General features: G+C 56.7%; 24 protein-coding genes. 20 read left to right on the forward strand and 4 right to left on the reverse strand.

Translation table 11 applies throughout. The features are described 5' to 3' along the window. From Q0Y21_RS05795 to Q0Y21_RS05865, 15 genes are all read left to right on the forward strand, one after another. Nucleotides 1-289: transposase (locus tag Q0Y21_RS05795; RefSeq protein WP_297792525.1), on the forward strand; the 289-nt coding region annotated here is incomplete at its 5' end. A gap of 124 nt (nt 290-413) precedes the next feature. Continuing rightward, nucleotides 414-653: a hypothetical protein gene (locus Q0Y21_RS05800; RefSeq protein WP_297792527.1), complete on the forward strand. Its 240-nt coding sequence runs from the start codon at nt 414-416 to the stop codon at nt 651-653. A 105-nt stretch (nt 654-758) separates the two neighbouring features. Then, nucleotides 759-983 carry an addiction module protein gene (locus tag Q0Y21_RS05805; protein ID WP_091853959.1) on the forward strand — a complete coding sequence of 75 codons (225 nt, stop codon included), beginning with the start codon at nt 759-761 and terminating at the stop codon, nt 981-983. Beyond that, nucleotides 980-1,273 (forward strand): type II toxin-antitoxin system RelE/ParE family toxin, encoded by a 294-nt coding sequence (locus tag Q0Y21_RS05810; protein WP_297792531.1) that lies wholly within the window; start codon nt 980-982, stop codon nt 1,271-1,273. Before Q0Y21_RS05805 ends, Q0Y21_RS05810 begins: the two co-directional genes overlap by 4 nt. Nucleotides 1,274-1,371: 98 nt before the next feature. Next, nucleotides 1,372-1,698: a DUF2834 domain-containing protein gene (locus tag Q0Y21_RS05815; protein WP_297792533.1), complete on the forward strand. Its 327-nt coding sequence runs from the start codon at nt 1,372-1,374 to the stop codon at nt 1,696-1,698. Nucleotides 1,699-1,780: 82 nt separating this feature from the next. After that, complete coding sequence (locus Q0Y21_RS05820; RefSeq protein WP_297792535.1) at nt 1,781-2,233, forward strand: hypothetical protein; 453 nt, start codon at nt 1,781-1,783, stop codon at nt 2,231-2,233. Between the two features lie 97 nt (nt 2,234-2,330). Continuing rightward, entirely contained in the window at nt 2,331-2,837 is a 507-nt protein-coding gene (locus tag Q0Y21_RS05825) for an MltR family transcriptional regulator (RefSeq protein WP_297792537.1), read from the forward strand. Nucleotides 2,838-2,928: 91 nt separating this feature from the next. Further along, nucleotides 2,929-3,330 carry a GFA family protein gene (locus tag Q0Y21_RS05830; protein ID WP_135803335.1) on the forward strand — a complete coding sequence of 134 codons (402 nt, stop codon included), beginning with the start codon at nt 2,929-2,931 and terminating at the stop codon, nt 3,328-3,330. 757 nt (nt 3,331-4,087) lie between these two features. Further along, the gene (locus tag Q0Y21_RS05835) at nt 4,088-4,240 is read left to right on the forward strand and encodes a hypothetical protein (RefSeq protein WP_297792541.1); all 153 of its coding nucleotides are present in this window, start codon (nt 4,088-4,090) and stop codon (nt 4,238-4,240) included. Between the two features lie 103 nt (nt 4,241-4,343). Then, nucleotides 4,344-5,720 (forward strand): DUF2254 domain-containing protein, encoded by a 1,377-nt coding sequence (locus Q0Y21_RS05840; RefSeq protein ID WP_297792543.1) that lies wholly within the window; start codon nt 4,344-4,346, stop codon nt 5,718-5,720. A 35-nt stretch (nt 5,721-5,755) separates the two neighbouring features. After that, nucleotides 5,756-6,262: an N-acetyltransferase gene (locus Q0Y21_RS05845; RefSeq protein ID WP_297792545.1), complete on the forward strand. Its 507-nt coding sequence runs from the start codon at nt 5,756-5,758 to the stop codon at nt 6,260-6,262. A 137-nt stretch (nt 6,263-6,399) separates the two neighbouring features. Further along, nucleotides 6,400-7,095, forward strand: a complete 696-nt coding sequence (locus Q0Y21_RS05850; protein ID WP_297792547.1) for an aspartate/glutamate racemase family protein — start codon at nt 6,400-6,402, stop codon at nt 7,093-7,095. A gap of 41 nt (nt 7,096-7,136) precedes the next feature. After that, a complete protein-coding gene (locus tag Q0Y21_RS05855) occupies nt 7,137-7,850 on the forward strand; it encodes a glutathione S-transferase family protein (protein WP_297792549.1) in 714 nt (237 codons plus the stop codon). A 125-nt stretch (nt 7,851-7,975) separates the two neighbouring features. Continuing rightward, nucleotides 7,976-9,217, forward strand: a complete 1,242-nt coding sequence (locus Q0Y21_RS05860; protein WP_297792551.1) for a Glu/Leu/Phe/Val dehydrogenase — start codon at nt 7,976-7,978, stop codon at nt 9,215-9,217. A gap of 48 nt (nt 9,218-9,265) precedes the next feature. Next, a complete protein-coding gene (locus tag Q0Y21_RS05865; protein WP_297792552.1) occupies nt 9,266-9,721 on the forward strand; it encodes a BLUF domain-containing protein in 456 nt (151 codons plus the stop codon). A gap of 16 nt (nt 9,722-9,737) precedes the next feature. Here the strand turns inward: Q0Y21_RS05865 and Q0Y21_RS05870 are convergent, their stop codons facing one another. Both Q0Y21_RS05870 and Q0Y21_RS05875 read right to left on the reverse strand, forming a co-directional pair. Continuing rightward, the gene (locus Q0Y21_RS05870; protein ID WP_297792553.1) at nt 9,738-10,280 is read right to left on the reverse strand and encodes a hypothetical protein; all 543 of its coding nucleotides are present in this window, start codon (nt 10,278-10,280) and stop codon (nt 9,738-9,740) included. Next, nucleotides 10,277-12,472 carry an OsmC domain/YcaO domain-containing protein gene (locus tag Q0Y21_RS05875; RefSeq protein WP_297792554.1) on the reverse strand — a complete coding sequence of 732 codons (2,196 nt, stop codon included), beginning with the start codon at nt 12,470-12,472 and terminating at the stop codon, nt 10,277-10,279. The genes Q0Y21_RS05870 and Q0Y21_RS05875 overlap by 4 nt, the downstream gene beginning before the upstream one ends. A 203-nt stretch (nt 12,473-12,675) precedes the next feature. Between Q0Y21_RS05875 and yghU the strand changes: the two genes are divergently transcribed. Next, nucleotides 12,676-13,548, forward strand: coding sequence for a glutathione-dependent disulfide-bond oxidoreductase (gene yghU / locus Q0Y21_RS05880; RefSeq protein WP_297792556.1), 873 nt, complete (start codon nt 12,676-12,678; stop codon nt 13,546-13,548). Here yghU and Q0Y21_RS05885 read toward each other — a convergent pair. Beyond that, nucleotides 13,521-15,086 carry an NAD(P)/FAD-dependent oxidoreductase gene (locus Q0Y21_RS05885; RefSeq protein WP_297792558.1) on the reverse strand — a complete coding sequence of 522 codons (1,566 nt, stop codon included), beginning with the start codon at nt 15,084-15,086 and terminating at the stop codon, nt 13,521-13,523. The genes yghU and Q0Y21_RS05885 overlap by 28 nt on opposite strands. Before the next feature lie 52 nt (nt 15,087-15,138). Beyond that, a complete protein-coding gene (locus Q0Y21_RS05890) occupies nt 15,139-16,077 on the reverse strand; it encodes a metal-dependent hydrolase (RefSeq protein WP_297792560.1) in 939 nt (312 codons plus the stop codon). Nucleotides 16,078-16,401: 324 nt separating this feature from the next. On the opposite strand from Q0Y21_RS05890, the gene Q0Y21_RS05895 reads away from it, so the two are divergent. The 4 genes from Q0Y21_RS05895 (at nt 16,402) to betB (ending at nt 20,021) form a co-directional block, all read left to right on the forward strand. Then, on the forward strand, nt 16,402-17,508 hold the full coding sequence (locus Q0Y21_RS05895; protein ID WP_297792561.1) for a histone deacetylase: 1,107 nt from the start codon (nt 16,402-16,404) through the stop codon (nt 17,506-17,508). Between the two features lie 36 nt (nt 17,509-17,544). After that, nucleotides 17,545-17,757 (forward strand): acetyltransferase, encoded by a 213-nt coding sequence (locus tag Q0Y21_RS05900; protein WP_297792563.1) that lies wholly within the window; start codon nt 17,545-17,547, stop codon nt 17,755-17,757. A gap of 131 nt (nt 17,758-17,888) precedes the next feature. Further along, nucleotides 17,889-18,482: a transcriptional regulator BetI gene (gene betI, locus Q0Y21_RS05905; RefSeq protein ID WP_297792565.1), complete on the forward strand. Its 594-nt coding sequence runs from the start codon at nt 17,889-17,891 to the stop codon at nt 18,480-18,482. 63 nt (nt 18,483-18,545) lie between these two features. Then, nucleotides 18,546-20,021 carry a betaine-aldehyde dehydrogenase gene (gene betB / locus Q0Y21_RS05910; RefSeq protein ID WP_297792567.1) on the forward strand — a complete coding sequence of 492 codons (1,476 nt, stop codon included), beginning with the start codon at nt 18,546-18,548 and terminating at the stop codon, nt 20,019-20,021. Nucleotides 20,022-20,042: the final 21 nt, after the last annotated feature.

A 20,042-nucleotide genomic window follows, 5' to 3' on the forward strand; every position in this document is an offset into this window, starting at 1 on the left:
CCGCAAGAAGACCCAGGCCTACACCGAGGAGTTTCGTCGGGAAGCCGTTCGCAGATCCGATCAACCTGGTAACACGGCCGCTTCCGTTGCCCGAGAGCTGGGCATTCATCCGGGCCAGATCTACAACGTAGTCTTTTTAACTGGTCGCTATGAGATCGAGTATGAAAACCGCGTTAAATGCATCAAAGAGACGCCGAAGTCATATCGTGTTGAGAGATCTGACGGCAGTACAAGGCTGGTAAGGCAGGACTTGATTCGGAACTTAGAAGAGGTACCTGGCCACACATAACCAGGCCAGTCACGGCGACGCCTACTACATTGCGGCTTCGCCTCCATTCCATAGCCGCGCATGCTGGCTGGCGTTAACTAGCTGTCTGTAATCATGGAAGAATTTCAAAATCGAGGAAACAAGGATGTGGGATTTTATAGGCTACACTGGTGTTGCTGTGTTTATTCTGGGCGGACTTGCACTTCTGGTCGCAGCGTTCAGAACCAGCATTTTATGGGGCCTGGGCTGTCTTATATTTTCGCCGCTATCGCTGGTTTATATCGTCCTGCATTGGGGTGCTGCGAAGTTCCCATTCTACGTGCAGCTCTTCGGGGTTTTCCTATTTTTAGCGGCGGTTTACATTCCATACTGGTCCCGCGCCTAGCGGTGATCGGCCAGTTAATAAGCTGTTAAAGCGGAAAACCGAGTCGTGGCACCTGGTATCCATTCGTGTCAAAATTGGTCGATACGTGAACGAGAGGTTTTGTCCATGAATCTCCAGAAAATTGAAGACGAGGCGCTCCACCTTCCTAAAGAGGAGCGGGCTCAATTGATCCAGCGACTGGTATTGAGTCTGGAGTCCCCGTCAGAAGAAGAGCTCAGGTCCGATTGGTTGCTTGAGGCGAGGCGCAGGGGCGAAGAGCTCGATAATGGCACAGTTCAGGCAGTGTCTGGTGAGGATGTCATGAGGAAGGCCAGAGCACTGATCAAATGAACTATTCTTTTCACCCGGCAGCGGAAGCCGAGTTCCTGGAATCAGTTGGTTATTACGAATCAAAAGTTCCGGGATTGGGTGGTGCCTTCATAGAGGAATTTGAGGCCCTGGCCAATTTAGTTGGCGAGTCACCAAAAGCCTGGCAAGTTGAGTTGCCACCAGATATTCGTAGAGCGCCCCTTCACCGATTTCCCCTGTCTATCGTTTACCGAGAAAGGCCTGACGGCTTTCAGGTGCTGGCTGTTGCCCATGACCGTCGGCGTCCGCAGTACTGGCTGGGCAGGCTTTAACAATCGGCTGCACAGCGACCGATTCTCCGCCGCTTCGCGGCTCCAAACCGGCGTGTGAGCCGGGCGTTATATTTCTTAAACCTCAATCAAGGAAGATCATGAGAATATCGACATTACCCCTAATCGTTCTCTGCCTATTCATGGGCTTCACCTTTTGGGTTATGGCAGGTGCAGAACAGTCGCTTCTGGCTTTCGGTGCCCAGCTTATGTCCAGCCCAGACACCGCTCAGGTCGTCATTGATCTCTACATTCTGGCCGCGTTGGCTTGTGTTTGGATGTACCAAGACGCCAAAAGCCGTGGCAAAGGGTTGGGCTATCTCATCCCATTTTTCGTTCTTACAGCGGTGTTTGTATCAGCAGGGCCGCTATTGTATATAGTGCTGCGTGGTGGACGCGAAACCGATGCCGCAACCAGCAAAATATAACCAACCGCATCAGTACGCGGCCGATGGCCGCCGGACGTCCCTGACGGGCCGCCACTGTGCTCCGCGTTATGCATAGAGAGTTATGAGAGAACTCATCGAGATCGTTATCAAGGTTTTTGCTGCCTACCTGGTCTTTAGCACTTTGGGGAATTATATTCCGCTTGCTCTGGTTCCAGACGCATTTAGTGGCCAACATTCGCTACACATTTGGTTCCTTGCTGCAGGCCTCTCTGTGCCAATCGTTATCGGCATGGTTTTGTGGCTCAGAGCACCAAAAATCTCCAAGGCTGCTCTTTCTTCAGAAGCCAGCGGGCCTGTCATCCCAGAGAGCGGTGTCGTATCTGCTGGCGTGTTTCTAATTGGCGTTTATTGGTCCGTTCGCTCTGTAAGTGTGCTGCTGACTCAAATGGGCTCTCAGGCGTCGATAAACTATGGTTGGTGTGTGGTTTTGGTCTTGTCTGTCGGTCTGATTCTCGGTAACAGCTTTATCGCCAAGATATTCCGAAAGATTCGTGCTGCGGGCAAAAATGCATAACCAATCGCTTAAGTACGTTCCCGGCCTGACGGCCGTCCACCGGACGTCCCTGACGGGCCGCCACTGTGCTCCGCGTTAAGGGCAGAAGGAGAGTCGAGTGCGGGATGAGGATGTAGAGTATTTCTCGCAGTTCCTCGGTGAATTTCAAGGGGAGACCGATCGGGGCGCGGCCTTGGTCGGCGCGGCTTTGATCGATGAGCGGTTACATAGACTTTTAGAGTCACATTTTGTTGCTTGCAAGGAGTCTAAAGAATTGCTGAAGGGCGGTAATGCGCCGATTGGTTCGTTCAGCGCACGCATCAAAATGGCGTATTGTCTTGGTCTCATCACGGAGCTTGAGTTCAAAGAATGTGAGCTTATCAGGCGCGTCAGGAATGAGTTTTCTCATCAGGTTCACGGTCTGACATTCGCAGACAACAAGGTAAATGACCTCTGCAATAATTTGCGCGCGAATACGCCGGATGGGGCCAGATTCGACGGTAATGCACGCCAGCTATTTATTAACTCAGTTATCTTGGTGTCCCTTGCTCTGTGGTATCGCCCTGAATACAACAAGCCCAACAGGGCTAAGCATCGGGACTGGAGCTATCAGCTCAGCCCTTAACAAGGCCAGGCACGGCTTCGCCTCCACTACTAAGCCGCGCATGCTGGCGGCGTTATGTGTGCGTCACCTGCGGGCCATAGAAGGGAATCCTATGACTAAGCATGTTGGTTCTTGCCTTTGTGGCACAGTGAGATTTGAGGTCCATGGAGACTTCGACAGCTTTTACCTGTGCCATTGTCAGTATTGTCAAAAAGATACGGGATCTGCTCATGCGGCAAATTTGTTCTCGCAGTCAGCTAAACTGACTTGGCTGGCGGGTGTAGATGCTGTGACTTCCTTTACGCTTCCAGGTACTCGCCACAACAAAAGCTTTTGTAGGTCGTGTGGTTCAGCATTACCAAGCACTCAACTTACAAATCTGCTCGTCGTTCCCGCAGGGTGTTTGGACACTAAAGTCTCTTTGTTGCCAACTGCTCACATCTTCACATCGAGCAGAGCGGTTTGGGACGGGGCGATAGGGGACGTGCCAGAGTTCGAGGGCCTGCCAGAGTAAGCTAAGATCACACATAACCAGCGGCTGTTGGCGGACGCACCTTCGCTGTCGCTCCGGCTCGCCGCAAAGCCGAGGCGTTAGGAGCAAGGGAATGTTGGACATAATCCTCTTCATAGTATTTCTTGTTGTTGCGATTCGAGTTGCATTGTCAGTGCGTCGGGAGTCGTTGATTTTTGAGGAGTTCGAAAGCCCTAAGAGCCTTCTCTGGTTCGTACTTCTGTTACCTCTTGCCCCAGTCGTGTTGCTCTTACTGCCTCACCAAGCAGGGTGGATTCCGGCAGCTATTCTAGCCACGGCGTGCTGTTTACCTGCTCTATTGACAGCCCGCCGATGCATCGCCGTATTTGAAACATCTGGAACTGCCCGGAGTGATGCCGCGCTTAAGTCGGCGCAGACTGCTTTTGGGGCTTCGCTGGCTGGTCTAATCTATGTCTGTGTCTTTGTGGTGTTTCTTGTTATGGCAAGTGGCTTTGGCAGGTATGGCTCCTAACCAAGTGTTCCAGTTCGTGCTATTTACAATATCGAGCATGAGAGAGAAGGCTCTGAGGAAGAAATCGAATTTCAAATAAAATGGTCAAACTAAACACATAACCAGTCGCGGGTTTTGCAAAGAGCCGCAAAACACGCGCCAGCTTAGCCGCTCGATGTGCTCAGCTACATGGACTCCCCCTGCTATCCCGAATGGGTAAGGAGTCAATCGGATTTCCAGGTTTGGGAGTTTGAAACAGACCGAGGAGTCCCCGCCAAGGAGCACAAGATGCTTGCAGATCGAGCCGATCAGGCTAGTGCAGAACTGAAACGGGCAATAGATTCAGGCGCCTCAGAAACCGAAATTGCCGAACTACACTTGAGGGTAATAGAAACCGGTCAAAAACTGGTTGAGTTCTTGGATGATCAAGCTCATACATAACAGGGCCATTGAGCTTATTCCGGGCCTTTGACCCTCCAGCGGACGCCGCTTATGGCTGGCGTTCGGCCTTGGCTGACATGCAAGCGAATGAGGTGCCGTTGTCGTGAGAGGGCAATTCTTCAAGTACTGGAATCGCGTTCGTTCCAGTTTCTGGTTCATTCCGGCAGGTATGGCCGGCTTAGCCGTGGCGCTGGCACTCGTGAGCGTCACCGTGGACAAACCGCTGACGGAGTGGTTGTCGCTCAACCTGGGCTGGACGTTCACCGGTGGAGCGGAAGGGGCGAGCGCAGTGCTGGGCATCGTCGCCGGGTCGATGATTACCATCGCCGGTGTGGTCTTCTCGATGACGTTAGTCGCCCTGTCGCTGGCTTCCTCTCAACTGGGCCCTCGTCTACTGCGCAGTTTCATGCGCGATTCCACCACACAGGTGGTCCTCGGCACGTTCATCGCCACCTTTCTGTACTGCTTGCTCGTCCTCCGCACGATCCGCCGAGCGGAGGAGGTCGCTTTCGTTCCGCACCTGTCGGTCACCCTCGGCGTTCTACTCGCGGTGGCGAGCGTGGGAGTATTGATCTACTTCATTCATCACGTGTCTGTTTCCATCCAGGCCAACGAGACCGTCGCGCGGATCAGCAAGGAATTGCTCGGGAGAATCGACCAACTTTTCCCGGAACACCTCGGACGCGGAGCGCCAATGATCCCAACGGAGGCACCCGACGAGGGCTTTTTAGAGGCGTTCGAAAAGCACGCTCGGCCAGTCGGCGCGGGCGGAGACGGCTATCTCCAGTTCATCGACGGTGCGGCCTTGCTGGCGCTGTCGGTGGAGGAGGACTTGGTAATTCGACTGGAGCGAAAACCTGGAGCCTACGTCGTTGCCAGTTGTCCTCTTGCGCTGATCTGGCCAGCGAGTCGAGCGAGCGACCGGCTTACGGATCAGGTCCGTTCCCTGTTCGTCCTGGGCAATCAGCGGAGTTCCGACCAGGATATCGAGTTCGGGATGAACCAGCTGGTAGAAATCGCGGTCCGGGCCCTCTCACCCTCTCTGAACGACCCGTTTACGGCGATAACGTGTGTAGACCACTTGGGCTCCGTTCTGTGTCGTTTGGCAACACGAGCTATGCCGTCGCGTTATCGCCATGATTACCAGAATCAGCTTCGCGTGATTGCGCCTGCCAATACGTTCCCTGAGATCACGGACGCGGCTTTTAACCAAGTCCGGCAATATAGCCGCTCCAGTGTTGCGGTCACTATCCGCCTGCTGGAAACGATCGCCGTGGTCGCGGGATTCGCACATCGACCAGAGGACCGCGCCACTCTCCTGCGGCATGCTGAAATGATCGCCCGAGGGGCTATGGAGGAGCTGCCCGAAAAAGAGGACCGCCGGGCGGTGGAAGAGCGCTGCCAGGCGGCAATTCAGTTGTGTAGCGCAACGGCCACCGAACAACCGCATGCAGCGGACAGCGCTGCGCGCCGCCGCTGATGCTGGGCGTTATCTCTTCAGATGGTGACTCGCGAATGAACATTACGATCAGGACAGAGCAAGAAAAGGACGTTTCCTCGATTCGTCGTGTCACCGAGGCGGCGTTCGCTAGCGCTCAACATGCTTCGGGAACCGAAGCACAAATTGTTGAAGCTCTTCGAGCCGCAGGTGTACTGACCATTTCACTTGTTGCGGAGTGCCATGGTGAGGTCGTTGGGCACGTCGCGGTATCACCGGTCCAAATTTCTGATGGGTCGAAGGGTTGGTTCGGGTTTGGTCCAGTTTCGGTGTTGCCGGAGTACCAACGTCAAGGTATTGGTAACCGTCTAGTACGCAGCGCTCTTGATGCTTTAAGAAGTGGAGGGGCACAGGGGTGTGTCCTGGTTGGCGACCCGGCCTACTATGAAAGATTCGGGTTCAACCCCGTTCCCGATCTGACCCTTCCTGACGTGCCGCCCGAATACTTTCAGGCGCTTAAGTTCGGCTCTACGTTTCCCGTTGGTTCTGTCACATTCCATGAGGCATTCACGGCCGAGAGCTGACAAACTATTTACGATAGGCACTGTCGGGAAAGTGAGCACTTAACGAAGCCAGGCACGGACGTCGACGCTGTTTTCGTTGTGGCTGTGCCTGCACTACACACGCTTCGGGGCCCGAAGCAACAACACGGAGGTTCCCCTTGAAAACAATAGGCCTGATAGGCGGAATGAGCTGGGAGTCGACCCAGACTTATTACCGTCTGATCAACCAGAAAGTAAGAGACGAACTCGGCGGGCTCCATTCGGCAAAGCTCGTTCTCTATAGCGTGGATTTTGCCGAGATTGAGGCGTTGCAGCACCAGGGTGATTGGCAGGCAACAGCGGAAATACTGGGATCAGTCGGCCGGTCGGTTGAATTGGCAGGGGCGGATTTTCTCGTTCTGTGTACGAACACAATGCATAAAGTCGCCTGCCAAATTGAGCAAGCAGTAAGCATTCCCCTTCTTCACATTGCGGACGCCACCGCCAACGTGCTTAAAAAGGATGGAATAACCTGTGTAGGGTTGCTGGGGACAAGATTTACGATGGAGCAGACGTTTTATCTGGGTCGTCTCCAGGATCATGGTATCCGGGTCGTCGTGCCTGATGAGTCCCAAAGAGCGCAGGTTCATTCTGTGATTTACAATGAATTGTGCCGTGGTGTGGTCAGGTCTGATTCAAAAAAGATGTATTTGGACGTAGTCGCATCGTTGGCTGAGCGCGGTGCTCAAGGTGTCATTTTGGGGTGTACGGAGATAGGTCTTTTGATCCAGGGCTCAGATACAGATGTTCAACTCTATGACACTACGGAAATACATGCCGAACAGGCGGTTCAGCTTGCTGTGGGCAGGATTTAACCGGGGACTGTCCTCGCGCAGCCCAGACTCGGAGAGATGCCGTGATCGAGTTACATCAATTTGCGCCGGGGTGGGGTTTGAATGCAAGCCCGTTCTGCCTCAAGGTGGAGGTTTACTGTCGTCTGGCAGAACTGCCCTACCAGACCAGGAGCACCCTTCCTTTCAAGGGCCCGAGGGGCAAGCTTCCGTTCATTGTTGATCAGTCGCACCGTGTTCCCGACAGTGGCAATATCCTCACCTACCTGAAGAAGACATACGGTGACCCGCTAGACGGACAGCTCTCCGAAGCTCAGTTAGCCACCGGTCATATGTTGCGCCGTACCTGTGAGGAGAGCCTTTACTTCGCTATCGTCTTTTCACGTTGGGTGGACGACAGATACTGGCCGAAGACCAGGGAAGCGTTTTTTGGCATGGTGCCCCCCGTAGCCCGCCACCTGGTGGCGGGTGCAGCGCGAAAAGGCATCAGGAAAAGCCTTGTCGGGCAGGGTTATGGTCGCTATCCCCTGGCTGAGGTGTATGCCGCCGGCACTGCGGATCTTTCCGCGATTGCTTGGCAGCTGGGCCAGCATAAGTACGCGGCAGGGAACGAGGTGACCTCATTGGATGCGACTGTCTACGCATTCCTTTTCAACATCGTTCGGGCACCACTGGAGACACCGCTCAAGCATGCTGCTTCGGAGCGTGAGTCGATTCTCGCATACCTGGAGCGTATGGAGGACGTGCTGAAGATGAAAAGTGGCCCTGGTGGAGTGTAAGCGGTGTCGCCTGACATCCCGGAAGATAAGCGAGCTCGCCACCACGGTGACTCTGGCTGCTATGTTTAGGGTCAGGGCGTGGTTCCTGATCCGGGGCCGCCCATAACCTGTAAGAGGGGCATGCCATGACATACGATCTTCTGGATGAAAGCGGGCAGATTCTTCGTGAGGCCGGACGTCTCGGTCAGATTGACCCCAATGTGATGGAATATCTTGCCGCACCCGGACGCCTGGTGTCGTTTCGCATCCCACTGAAGATGGACGACGGCAGCTTTCGCGTCTTCGACGCCCATCGTGTCCGTTATAACGATGCTCTAGGTCCGAGTCGTGATGGGACACGTATTTCACCTCATCTCGACCTTGATGAGGTGAAATCGCTGGCACTGATTATGGCGATCAAACATGCGGCTGGCCGGATTCCCGCCGGTGGGGGCAAGGGTGGCATCGTGGCCGACCCGCATGAACTGAGCGATCGGGAATTGCAGTCGCTTTGCCGGGCCTACATTCGCAATCTGCGCCCCCGTGGTCCGGCTTACGATGTGCCTGGTGCGGATATCGGCACGGGGCTGCAATCCATGAGCTGGATGCTGGACGAATATGAATCAGTCACCGGATACCATGAGCCGACAGCGGTCAATGACAAACCACCTATCCTTGGCGGATCGCTGGGGGGGTATGAAGCGACCGGCAGTGGTGTTTTTGACGTATTTCGGGAGGCTGCGGAGCAGGATGGCTTTGATGTTGAAGATGCCCGTGTCGCTATCCAGGGGTTTGGCCAGGTCGGATCGGTAGCGGCAAGTCTGTTCTACGAAGCCGGTTGTGATGTGGTGGCGGTGAGTGATAGCCGTGGCGGCATTTATGCAAACAACGGGCTCGATATTCCCGGTCTGTTGGCGCATAAGCAGACCAAGGGGAAAGTCGCAGACTTTGCCGGCAGCCAGCCCTTAACCAGTTCAGAGATGCTGGAATGTGACTGCGATGTACTGGTGCCTGCGTCAGTTCAGGGCGTCATTACTGCGGACAATGCAGACAGGATCAAGGCTCGGATGGTGGTGGAGGCAGCCAATGCCCCGATCACGGTCGCCGCCGATGATATATTGCTGGAAAAAGGGGTGACCGTCGTACCGGATGTCCTGGCCAACGCCGGCAGCGTGCATTTATGCCAAATGGAACGTAGCCAGGGGCTCTCCGACTATTACTGGGATATTGATACGGTCAACAGCATGCGACAGGATCGGTTGACCAGAAGCTACCGGGAAGCGGTGAATACGGCAGCTGAATACCAATTAAAATCAATCCGTCTGGGGGCATGGATTAATGCACTAAAACGGATTGAAGAAGCGATGCACATGCGCGGCTGGTGTTAGTCGGGCAGGGTCAGGCCGGGCCGATTATCTCAAGGAGTGCTTCTGGGCATGAGTGACGAAGTAGTGGAAAACGATTTGATACATTGCATTTACTGCAGTGCCGGCACCGTTAGGTTCAGTGATACGGATATGGTGTCCCTCCTCGAAAAAGCCAGGGAAGCGAATGCTGCGTTGGGCGTTACCGGAATGCTTTTATACGAGGCAGGATCGTTCTTTCAGGTGTTGGAAGGCCCGGCTGAGAGCGTTGATGCGCTGTACGAAAAGATCTTCAGGGATAAGAGGCATCGCCGGATCACTAAGATTATCAGGGAGCCCATTGAGGCCAGAAACTTCTCCGAGTGGACGATGGGGTACGCAGGTGTCACCCGGCAGGACTTAAAGGAAATAGAGGGGCTGAATGACTTCTTCTATGCCGGGAAGTGTTTCACGGAGCTGGATCCGGGCAGAGCTAAAAAGTTACTTGAGACGTTCAAGGATGGTAACTGGCGTGCTTCATTGAGATAACAAACAGTCAACGCGGTCACGGCATGTTGCGGCAGGGCTTCGACATCGGCTGCCAACGCGGTGGGTGTCCGGACCCTGGCAGGGTGCCATTGCTCTGGCGGATAGCACGGTAGACTTGCCCCTCGTGAAGGACCTGATCACCGACACTGTAGCTTCCGGCAAAGGACCACGCCGGGAGTTCCGGGCAACTGGCCTCGGCAGTGTCCGACGTTTGCGGTTGTTTGTCTTCGGCCCGGGTTGTTTCCTGGGGCCGCCGGTCCGGTGGGGTGGTGGCTTCCGGGCGTCGTTCTGACTGGTCCGGGCCTGCGGCACACGCGGGAGGCTCTTCAAGGCGTTGCCAGGCGAACGCTCCCTGTCCCGGTTCGCGGCCTTCATGACGTTCCTGAGAGCGGTACCAGTCGCCGCGATAGAATGTGACTGCGCCACGGGCATAATAGCGGGTTGGTACCCAACTGTTTTCCGACTCGGAGCATGCCGGCGCCGCGAGGGCAGGCATGACGGCCATCGGAGAGGCCAGGAGGGTAGCCAGGACCAGGCCGGTTAATAATCGGTTTTTCATTGTGAGGTGATACCCGCTTTGGCTGCCCGGGCCGCGTGCAGCTTCTTGTAGCTGTCGATCAGCCGCAGGTGTTTGTCCAGGCCTTCCAGTTGCATGTTGGTCGGGGTCAGGCCGTGGAATCGAACCTCACCGCTGACTGAGCCCACCACGGCGTTCATGGTCTCATCCCCGAACATGCGCCGGAAGTTGGTCAGGTAGTCGTCCAGCGTCATCTCGTCATCAAGGGTGACTTCCAGCACTGCCTGTACCGCTTGGTAAAACAGCCCGCGTTCGACGGTGTTGTCGTTGAATTGCAGGAACATGTCGACAAACTCGAGTGCTTCCTCGTGCCACTGCAGGGCCAGGCAGATCAGGATTTTCAGCTCGAGGATGGTGAGCTGACCCCACACGGTGTTCTCGTCAAACTCCACGCCGATCAGGGTGATGATCGTCATGTAGTTGTCGAGCTGGCTGGCTTCCAGGCGCTCCACCAGATCGGCCAACTGCTCGTCACTCAGGCGGTGCAGGTTGAGGATATCTTCCCGGTAGTCCAGCGCCATGTTGGTGTTATCCATGATCAGATCCTCGACCGGATACACCTCGGAATAACCCGGCACCAGTATGCGGCAGACCGGCGCGCCCAACTCCTCATAAACAGCCACATAGACTTCCTTGCCCAGGTCCGCGAGGATGCTGAACAGGCCGTCGGCCTCTTCCGCGTTGGTGCCGGAGAAATCCCACTCGCAGAAATCGTAGTTGGATCGGGCGCTGAAGAAGCGCCAGGACACCACGCCGGTGGAATCGATAAAGTGCTCGACGAAGTTGTTGGGCTCGGTGACCGCCAGGCTGTTGAAGGTGGGGGCTGGCACGTCGTTCAGGCCCTCGAAGCTGCGGCCCTGGAGCAATTCCGTCAGGCTGCGTTCCAGCGCCACTTCAAAGCTCGGGTGGGCGCCAAAGGAGGCAAACACGCCGCCGGTTCTCGGGTTCATCAGCGTCACGCACATCACCGGGAACTGACCGCCCAGGGAGGCGTCTTTCACCAGGGTCGGAAAGCCCTGGGCTTCCAGGGCTTCGATACCCTCGAGAATGTCCGGATACTTCTCCAGTACTTCCCGGGGCACATCCGGTAGCGCCACTTCTTCTTCGATGATCTGCTTCTTCACTGCCCGCTCGAAGATTTCCGACAGGCACTGTACCTGCGCTTCGTGCAACGTGTTGCCGGCGCTCATGCCGTTGCTGAGATACAGGTTCTCGATCAGGTTGGAGGGGAAGTAGACCACCTCGCCGTCGGACTGGCGCACGAAGGGCAGGGAGCAGATACCACGGTCACTCCGGCCGGAGTTGGTGTCGATCAGGTTGGAGCCACACAGCTCCTCCTCGGGGTTGTAGATCGCGAGGCAGTGGTCATCCAGAATGCCTTCGGGCAGCTCGTCGTCCGGCCCGGGCTTGAACCATTGCTCGTTGGGATAATGCACAAACTCGCTGTTGGCGATCTCTTCGCCGAAGAACTGGTCGTTGTAGAAGAAGTTGCAGTTCAGGCGCTCAATGAATTCGCCCAGTGCCGAACACAGTGCGCTTTCCTTGGTGGCGCCTTTGCCGTTGGTAAAGCACATGGGCGAGGCGGCATCGCGGATGTGCAGCGACCACACATGGGGCACGATATTGCGCCAGGAGGCGATTTCGATTTTCATGCCCAGGTCTTCAAGGATGCCGGTCATGTTGGCGATGGTCTGCTCCAGCGGCAGATCCTTACCGACAATGTAAGTACTCGCTTCACCTTCCGGCGGCGCCATCAGCAGGGCCTGGGCGTCCTCGTCGAGATTCTCGACGACTTCAATCTGGAATTCGGGCCCGGTCTGCACCACTTTTTTTACGGTGCAGCGATCGATCGAGCGCAGAATGCCCTGACGGTCCTTTTCGGAAATGTCTTCCGGTAGCTCCACCTCAATTCTGAATATCTGGTTGTAGCGGTTTTCCGGGTCGACAATGTTGTTTTGCGACAGGCGGATGTTTTCCGTCGGGATATCCCGTGCCTTGCAGTAAACCCGCACAAAGTAAGCCGCACAGAGTGCCGATGACGCCAGGAAATAGTCGAACGGGCTGGGCGCCGAGCCATCGCCCTTGTAGCGAATGGGCTGGTCGGTAGTGACGGTGAAATCATCAAACTTGGCTTCAAGTCGAAGATTTTCCAGAAAGTTAACTTTGATTTCCATGAACAGGGTACCGCGTTTGCAGAATTGAGCGGGCTATGGGAAGCCGGGTGCCATTATCCAGTTTTTATCGCCTCGCGTCTTGGGTCACTTACAAAACTGCAAGGCGTCTGACCGGTTGAGTCTTAAGGCTGGGTTGGGTAATACTCCAGTGTTTTCGGTACAGTGATCACTACTCATCCATACCCTGCGACGAGGCCCGTTGTATGACTGATAACACGTACACCCCACCGAAAGTCTGGAAGTGGGACTCCGCCAGCGGCGGCGCGTTTGCCAACATCAATCGCCCCATTGCCGGCCCGACCCATGAGAAAGAGCTGCCGGTGGGCAAGCATCCGTTGCAGCTGTATTCCCTGGCGACGCCCAACGGCGTGAAAGTGACGGTGATGCTGGAAGAGCTACTGGCCCTGGGCTTTGAAGGGGCGGAGTACGACGCCTACCTGATCCGCATTACCGAGGGGGAGCAATTCGGCAGCGGGTTTGTCGGGGTGAATCCAAACTCCAAGATTCCGGCGATGATGGATTACAGCACCAATCCGCCGGTGCGGTTGTTCGAATCAGGGTCGATTCTGTTGTATCTCGCCGAGAAGTTTGGTGTCTTCGTGCCCGAAGACGTTGCCGGTCGCGCCGAGTGTATGAATTGGCTGTTCTGGCAAATGGGCAGTGCGCCGATGCTGGGTGGCGGTTTTGGTCACTTCTATGCCTACGCACCCGAGAAGTACGAATACCCGATCAACCGCTACACCATGGAGGTGAAGCGGCAACTGGATGTGTTGGATCGCCAGCTGGCGGATCGCCCCTACATCGCCGGTGATGAATACACCATCGCCGATATGGCGATCTGGCCCTGGTACGGGGCACTGGTCAAGAATAAGGTCTACGAGGCGGCGGAATTCCTCGAAGCCCACACTTACACCAACGTGATCCGCTGGACGGATGAGATCGCCAAACGCCCGGCTGTGCAGCGTGGCCGCAAGGTCAACCGGGCCTGGGGCGAACCGTCGAGCCAGCTCCATGAGCGGCACGACGCCAGCGATTTCGAGCTCCGCACTCAGGACAAGCTGGAGGCTTCTTCCTGAGCGGCTGCCTGTGTCACCGGCTGGTCAGATAGGGCGTGGACTTTGGCCTTGCCGGCGAATTCAACGTCGTAATCTTTCAGCTTGAACACGTTCAGCCGGCGCTTCAGCGCGCTCAGTGACCAGGGCCAGGCGGCGAAGTTGCGGCCGTTCTGGTCCAGGTAATAGCTGCTGCAGCCGCCGGCGTTGAAGACGGTGGTTTGCAGGTTCTTCTGGACCCGTTGGTTGTGCTGCTTCAGCACCGAGCGTTTGATGCTCAGTTTGCTGATGCGCTTCTCCTTGATCTTCCACAGACCGTCAATGATGTAGTCGAGCTGTGCCTCTGCCAGCCGGATAAACGAGTCATACACCAGTACGTTGGGCCCGAGGATCAGGAACGCGTTCGGGGAATTTTCCAGGGTGGTGCCCAGGTACGCCTCCGGTGAACTGTTCTTCCACAGATCCGCCCAGCGCTGTCCGTTGGCGTTGAACACCTTGTTGCCGATGGGTGGGTGGGAGACGTCGAACCCGGTACCCCAGATAATCACGTCCACTTCACGGCGTTCGCCGTTGGCGGCGATGACCGTATTGCCTTCCACTTTCACCAGCCCACTGGGGATCAGCGAAGTGTTGTCCGCCTGCAGGGCGGCGTAGTAGTCGTTGGCAAACAGGATGCGCTTGCAGCCAATGTCGAAGTTCGGGGTGACTGCCTTACGTAGTTCCGGGTCCTGAATCTGCAGCTTCAGCAGTTGCCTGGCGGCGACATTGACCGGCTTCAGGAAGGTCGGGTTGCGCAGGCCGAAATTGATCACATTCAGCGAGCCGGCAACAGCCTTGCGCCAGGTGCTCTGGATCACCGGGAACCGGTCGATTACCTGTTTGCCGGTGTCGCCCAGCTGCATGTCGGGCTTGGGCAGCACCCAGGGCGCCGTGCGCTGGAAGACATGGAGTTCCGCCGCTTGCGGCTGGATACGGGGCACAAACTGGATGGCGGACGCGCCGGTGCCGATGACGGCGATACGCTTGCCGGTCAGGTCGTAATCGTGATTCCAGCGGGCGGAGTGGAACATCTCGCCCTTGAAGGAATCCAGACCCGGAATCGGTGGGATCTTTGATTCGGTGATCGGGCCGGTGGCAAAGACAACGGTTTTCGAGAGGTACTGGCCGTTGCTGGTGTCCAGTCGCCAGAGGTGGAGTTCGTCATCCCAGGCGGCGCGGTTCAGTTCGTTGTTGAACTCGATCAGCGGGGTGATGCCGAAGTCGTCGCTGACGTTCTCGAGGTAATCCAGAATTTCCGGCTGCTTGGCAAACAGGTTGCTCCACTTGCTGCTCGGGGCAAAGGAATAGGAATAGAGCGATGACGGCACATCACAGCCACAGCCCGGGTAGGTGTTTTCCCGCCAGGTGCCACCGACCCGGCTGGCTTTCTCAATGATCTTGAAGTTGTGGTAGCCGGTTTTCTTCAGCTTGATCGCCGTGGCCAGCCCGGAAATACCCGCGCCGACAATAAAGGTATCGTAGACATTGTCTGCGGCGGAGGAGTTGGTGCTTGCATGTGCCATGTGTTGTAACCGTCGTTGAATTCCGTTGTTTGAAGCTGCTGTCCGTCAGGATTTACGCCCGCACCGGCGGGACTATTTCCTTGAGCAGGTAGGGTGCCAGCAGACCGGTCTCCGGGTTGAGCAGGCGCTCTTTGTAGTAGGCGAGATACTCGGAGGTATCGTGGTCGTTGGGGTGAAAACCCGGGCGCAGGTAATCGAACACATGGCCAAGAGTGCTGCCATAGACACCGTCCCCGCGACCGATCAGCAGATCAAGGCTGCGCTTGGCGTCCTTCCAGAAACGGAGGCTGATCAGGTTGCGCGGCCGTCGGATGAACGGAATCAGCACGCCGCCCAGCGGGACCAGGAACCAGATGGTAATCAGGGCCAGCGCAAACCCGCTGACGCGCAACGCATAGTTGCCTGACAGCTCCTGGAAGACATCGTAGGCGATGTCCTTGTGCTCGGACTCCTCCACCATGTGCCACATCCACAGGCCACGCTGCTTCTCGTCCTCACTGTGAAAGAAGTTGTCTTCGTGCTTCATCATGAATTCCGCCAGGACGGCGGTGAAATGCTCGATGCCGGCCATCAGCGACAGCTGTAGCGGTTGTGGAAACCGTCGGAAGCCATAATTGAAGACGTTCTCGGCGAGAAAACGGTAGAAAGTCACCGGAAACCGGTGTTCCTTCAGTACTTCGTTCCACTCCTCGTGCACCTTGGAATGCAGCGCCTCCTGGCCGATCAGCGAGGTTACCCGTTGTTTCAACACCGGATCCTTGAGGAATTCGCGGTGGTGGCGGGCGGTCTCGATCACCAGGTCCTCGCCATAGGTCAGAAAGATCGACAAGGCCTCGAAGTAGGCGGACGCCAGTTCCGTGTTCATGTAAAAGTTGGGGTCGGCATCCCTGGCATTGAAGTCGAACTTCATGTGCCGGATGGGTACATCGGCCTTTGACGTCTCCGGTGATGTCGTCACGGAGTCGAGTTTTTCGGCGGTTGCTGTGGTCATGATGGTTTCCTTGGGTGCCGTGGTCACTGTTGTGAGCCGCGTGGCTAAAGCATTTGTCATGGTATGAGATTAAAGCGACTAATTGTTCGGGTTCAATTCGGAACCCGTTAGGGCGCAAGGGGCTTTGATAGCGGCAGGCTTTCCCCTTCGATGGGTCTGCAGGGGCAAAAATACGAATGCTTGTTCGGGTTTTGTTGCTTCCCGGTGAATTGCTGGAAAGTTCATTGCGTGAGAGGTGTGTTTTCGGGATTAGCGACTATGCTTTCCTCAGGGCCCTGCTTTGGATGCGGGGCCGCTCCATGAACCGGAAATACGGAGGGCCTTGTGACGGATCGGAATGTGGTCACCGTGTTTTATGATGAGCGGGTTCTCAAGCACTTCCCCGATGTGAATACCGCTTTTCTGCCAGGGCGACTGGACAAGCGCATTCGTACCATCCTGTCCGGCCTCGCCGTGCAATGGAAGTACCCGGAACATCCCGGGCGCCTGCAAGCCGTCATGGAACTCCTCAATCGGGAGCCCATTCCGGATGTGGCTTTTGCGCCTGGGCAGGCCGCAACTCGCGAGGAACTGGCCCGGGTTCACACCATGTCTTTCCTGGACGATATTTTTTCCCTCAGAGATGACAGTGCCTGGCTGGATGTTGACACCACCGCAGTGTCGCCCGGCAGTGTTGAAGCGGCAGAAGTCGCTGCGGGCACGGCTATCGCAGCGGTGGAAGCGGTGATGGCGGGTAAGACAGAAAGTGCATTCGCTGTGGTTCGTCCGCCGGGACATCATGCCGAACCGGCCCGGGCGAGGGGGTTCTGCCTGTTCAACAACGTTGCGGTGGCGGCGGCCCATGCCAAGGCCGTGCTGGGCTGCAAGCGGGTTTTGATCCTGGACTGGGATGTTCATCATGGCAACGGCACCCAGGACATTTTCTGGGCCGATCCCGACGTGATGTTCATTGATCTGCACCGGGCGGCACCATTTTACCCGGGCACGGGCGCCTTGGATGACATCGGTGCCGGTCGTGGGGAAGGTACCACTGTGAATGTGCCTTTGCCCGGTGGGGCAGGCGATATGGCCTATTTCCACGCCATGCAGGAAATCGTTGTGCCGGCTACGGAGTACTTCAAACCGGATCTGATTCTGGTGTCGGCGGGCTTTGATGCCCACTGGTTCGATCTGGCGATGAACGTCAGCTACGAAGGCTTTGCCGCCATGGCCAGTGTAGTGCAGTCCCTGGCCAAGCGGCATTGTGATGGTCGGCTGGTGTGCGTTCTGGAAGGGGGATACAACACGGAATCCCTGTCCCACGGAGTCCATGCAGTGCTGAAGGTACTGGCAGGCGGCTCGGTGCCGGATCCGAAGGTTTGTGGCATGGAGGAGGTAGACCGGGCCGCAGAGTTTCATCGTGGGGCCTTTAACGACGAAGATACGGGTTAGGTCTGCTTAGGCTTTTGTTAGAGACAGGAGGGCGCTATGTTTGTGGCAGAAAAGTACACCGGCCATTTAATCGAAGTGCTGGATACCCAGGCCCTGTTCGACCCCCACAGAACCCGCATCAAGGGCAGTATGCAATATGGCGAGGAAGCCCAGGACCCGGAGTTCTATGAAAAGTCGGAGCTGGGTTTTCCCTCCGGCGAAGCCTTGCCGAAATGCTGGACCGATCCGAATTACCGGCTGAAGAAGTGACACATCTAATCCGACTACCCCTGTTTACTTTTTAACCGCCAAAAGTTGAAACCCCATCACCTTTTCTGTAGCCTTTATTTTAATTGAACGTTCAATTAATTAAATTTGGGCCCGGAAACAGCGAAGTCGCCATGCCGATTGTTGGAGTTAAAGACACACGAAAGCAGCAGTTGATCGACGCCACCATGGAGTCCATCGCCGAGCTGGGAATGCAGAACACCACCATTGTGAGCATCAGCAAACGGGCGGGGATGTCCTCGGGCATCATCAGTCATTATTTCGGTGGCAAACAGGGTTTGATCGAAGCCGCCCTGCGATATCTGCTGGATCAGCTGGGTAAGGAATTGCGGGAGCGCATGGCAAAGACCGATGGCTCCCCCGAGCAGCGGCTGAATTGCATCGTCGAATCGAACTTTTCCGAGTTCCAGCGCTCGGCGCTGGCGGCCAAAACCTGGCTCAGCTTCTGGGCGCGCTCGATGCATGAGCCCGGCCTGCAACGCCTGCAGCAGATCAATAACGCGCGGCTGTACAGCAACCTGCGTTATTCCTTTGCGCAAGTGCTCGCGCCCGAAGCAGCGACAGAAGCCGCGCGGCAAACCGCAGCGCTGATCGACGGCTTCTGGCTGCGCAGCGCCCTGAGCCTGGAGCCGGTCGAGAGCTTTGAGGCCGGTGAGCGGCTCTGTAAGAAATTCGTCCACGAGACACTGGCCCAGGCAAAGGCCTGAGCGTCACTTTATTCAAACGGCCCACAAGGCCTGAAGACACTGAACCGAGGTTACCCACTGACTATGTCTGCATCCGCATCTCTTCCCGTTGTTCAAAATTTCGTGCATGGGCGTTTTCTGGCCAACAGCACCGGTGAAACCTTTCCGGTCGTGAACCCGGCTACCGGGCAGGTGATTTACGAGGTGGAAGTGGCCGATGAGTCGGTTCAGCAGGCTGCCATTGAAAGTGCCCGCGCCGGTTTTTCGCAATGGTCGACCATGACCGCCATTGAGCGTAGCCGGATTCTGCTCAGAGCCGTGGCCCTGCTCCGTGCGCGCAACGACGAGCTGGCGGCGGTGGAAGTGAAGGACACCGGCAAGCCCTGGCAGGAAGCGGAAGCCGTGGATGTGGTTACCGGTGCCGACGCCATCGAGTTCTTCGCTGGGCTGGCGCCCTCCATCGAAGGCAACCAGCAGGATCTGGGCGGTGATTTCTATTACACCCGCCGCGAGCCGTTGGGTATCTGCGCCGGCATTGGCGCCTGGAACTACCCGATCCAGATCGCCTGCTGGAAGTCCGCACCGGCGTTGGCCTGCGGTAACGCAATGATCTTCAAGCCGTCGGAAGAAACCCCGATGGGGGCTGTGAAACTGGCGGAAATCCTTATCGAAGCGGGCGTGCCCGCGGGCGTGTTCAACGTCGTACAGGGTGCGGCGGACGTCGGCCAGTGGCTGACCCATCATCCCGAGATCGCCAAGGTGTCCTTCACCGGCGAAGTGGCGACCGGCAAGAAGGTGATGGCGGCTGCGGCATCGTCCCTCAAGGACGTGACCATGGAGCTGGGCGGCAAGTCCCCGTTGATCATTTTTGACGACGCAGACCTTGAGAACGCCGTCTCCGCCGCGATGGTGGGCAACTTTTACACCCAGGGCGAGATCTGCACCAACGGTACCCGGGTGTTTGTCCATGAAGACATCTACCCGCGCTTTATGGACCGCCTGCTGGAACGCACCCGCAAGAACATCAAGCCCGGTGACCCGATGAATCCGGACACCAACTTCGGCGCCCTGATTTCCGCCAAACACCGGGATCTGGTGCTGGGTTACATCGCCACCGGGCTGGCCGAAGGCGCCACCCTGAGTCACGGCGGCCGGGCGTTTGATCCGGAGGACTCCACAGGCGGCTACTTCGTGGAGCCGACCATCTTCACCGAATGCACCGATGACATGACCATCGTGAAGGAAGAGATCTTCGGGCCGGTGATGTCAGTACTCACGTTCTCCGGGGAAGACGAGGTAATTGCCCGGGCCAACAATACCGATACCGGTCTGGCCGCCGGTGTGTTCACCAGCGACATCCGCCGTGCCCACCGGGTGATTCACCAGATCCAGGCCGGCATCTGCTGGATCAACAGCTACGGTGCCTCCCCGGCGGAAATGCCGGTCGGTGGCTACAAACTCTCCGGCATCGGCCGCGAAAACGGGCGCGAGACCATTTCTCACTACACCCAGATCAAGTCGGTGTACGTGGGGATGGAAGACATCGACGCGCCGTTTTAAGCCCGCAGGCCACAGAGGAGA

The organism is uncultured Marinobacter sp. (assembly GCF_947259545.1).
Classification (GTDB): Bacteria; Pseudomonadota; Gammaproteobacteria; order Pseudomonadales; family Oleiphilaceae; genus Marinobacter.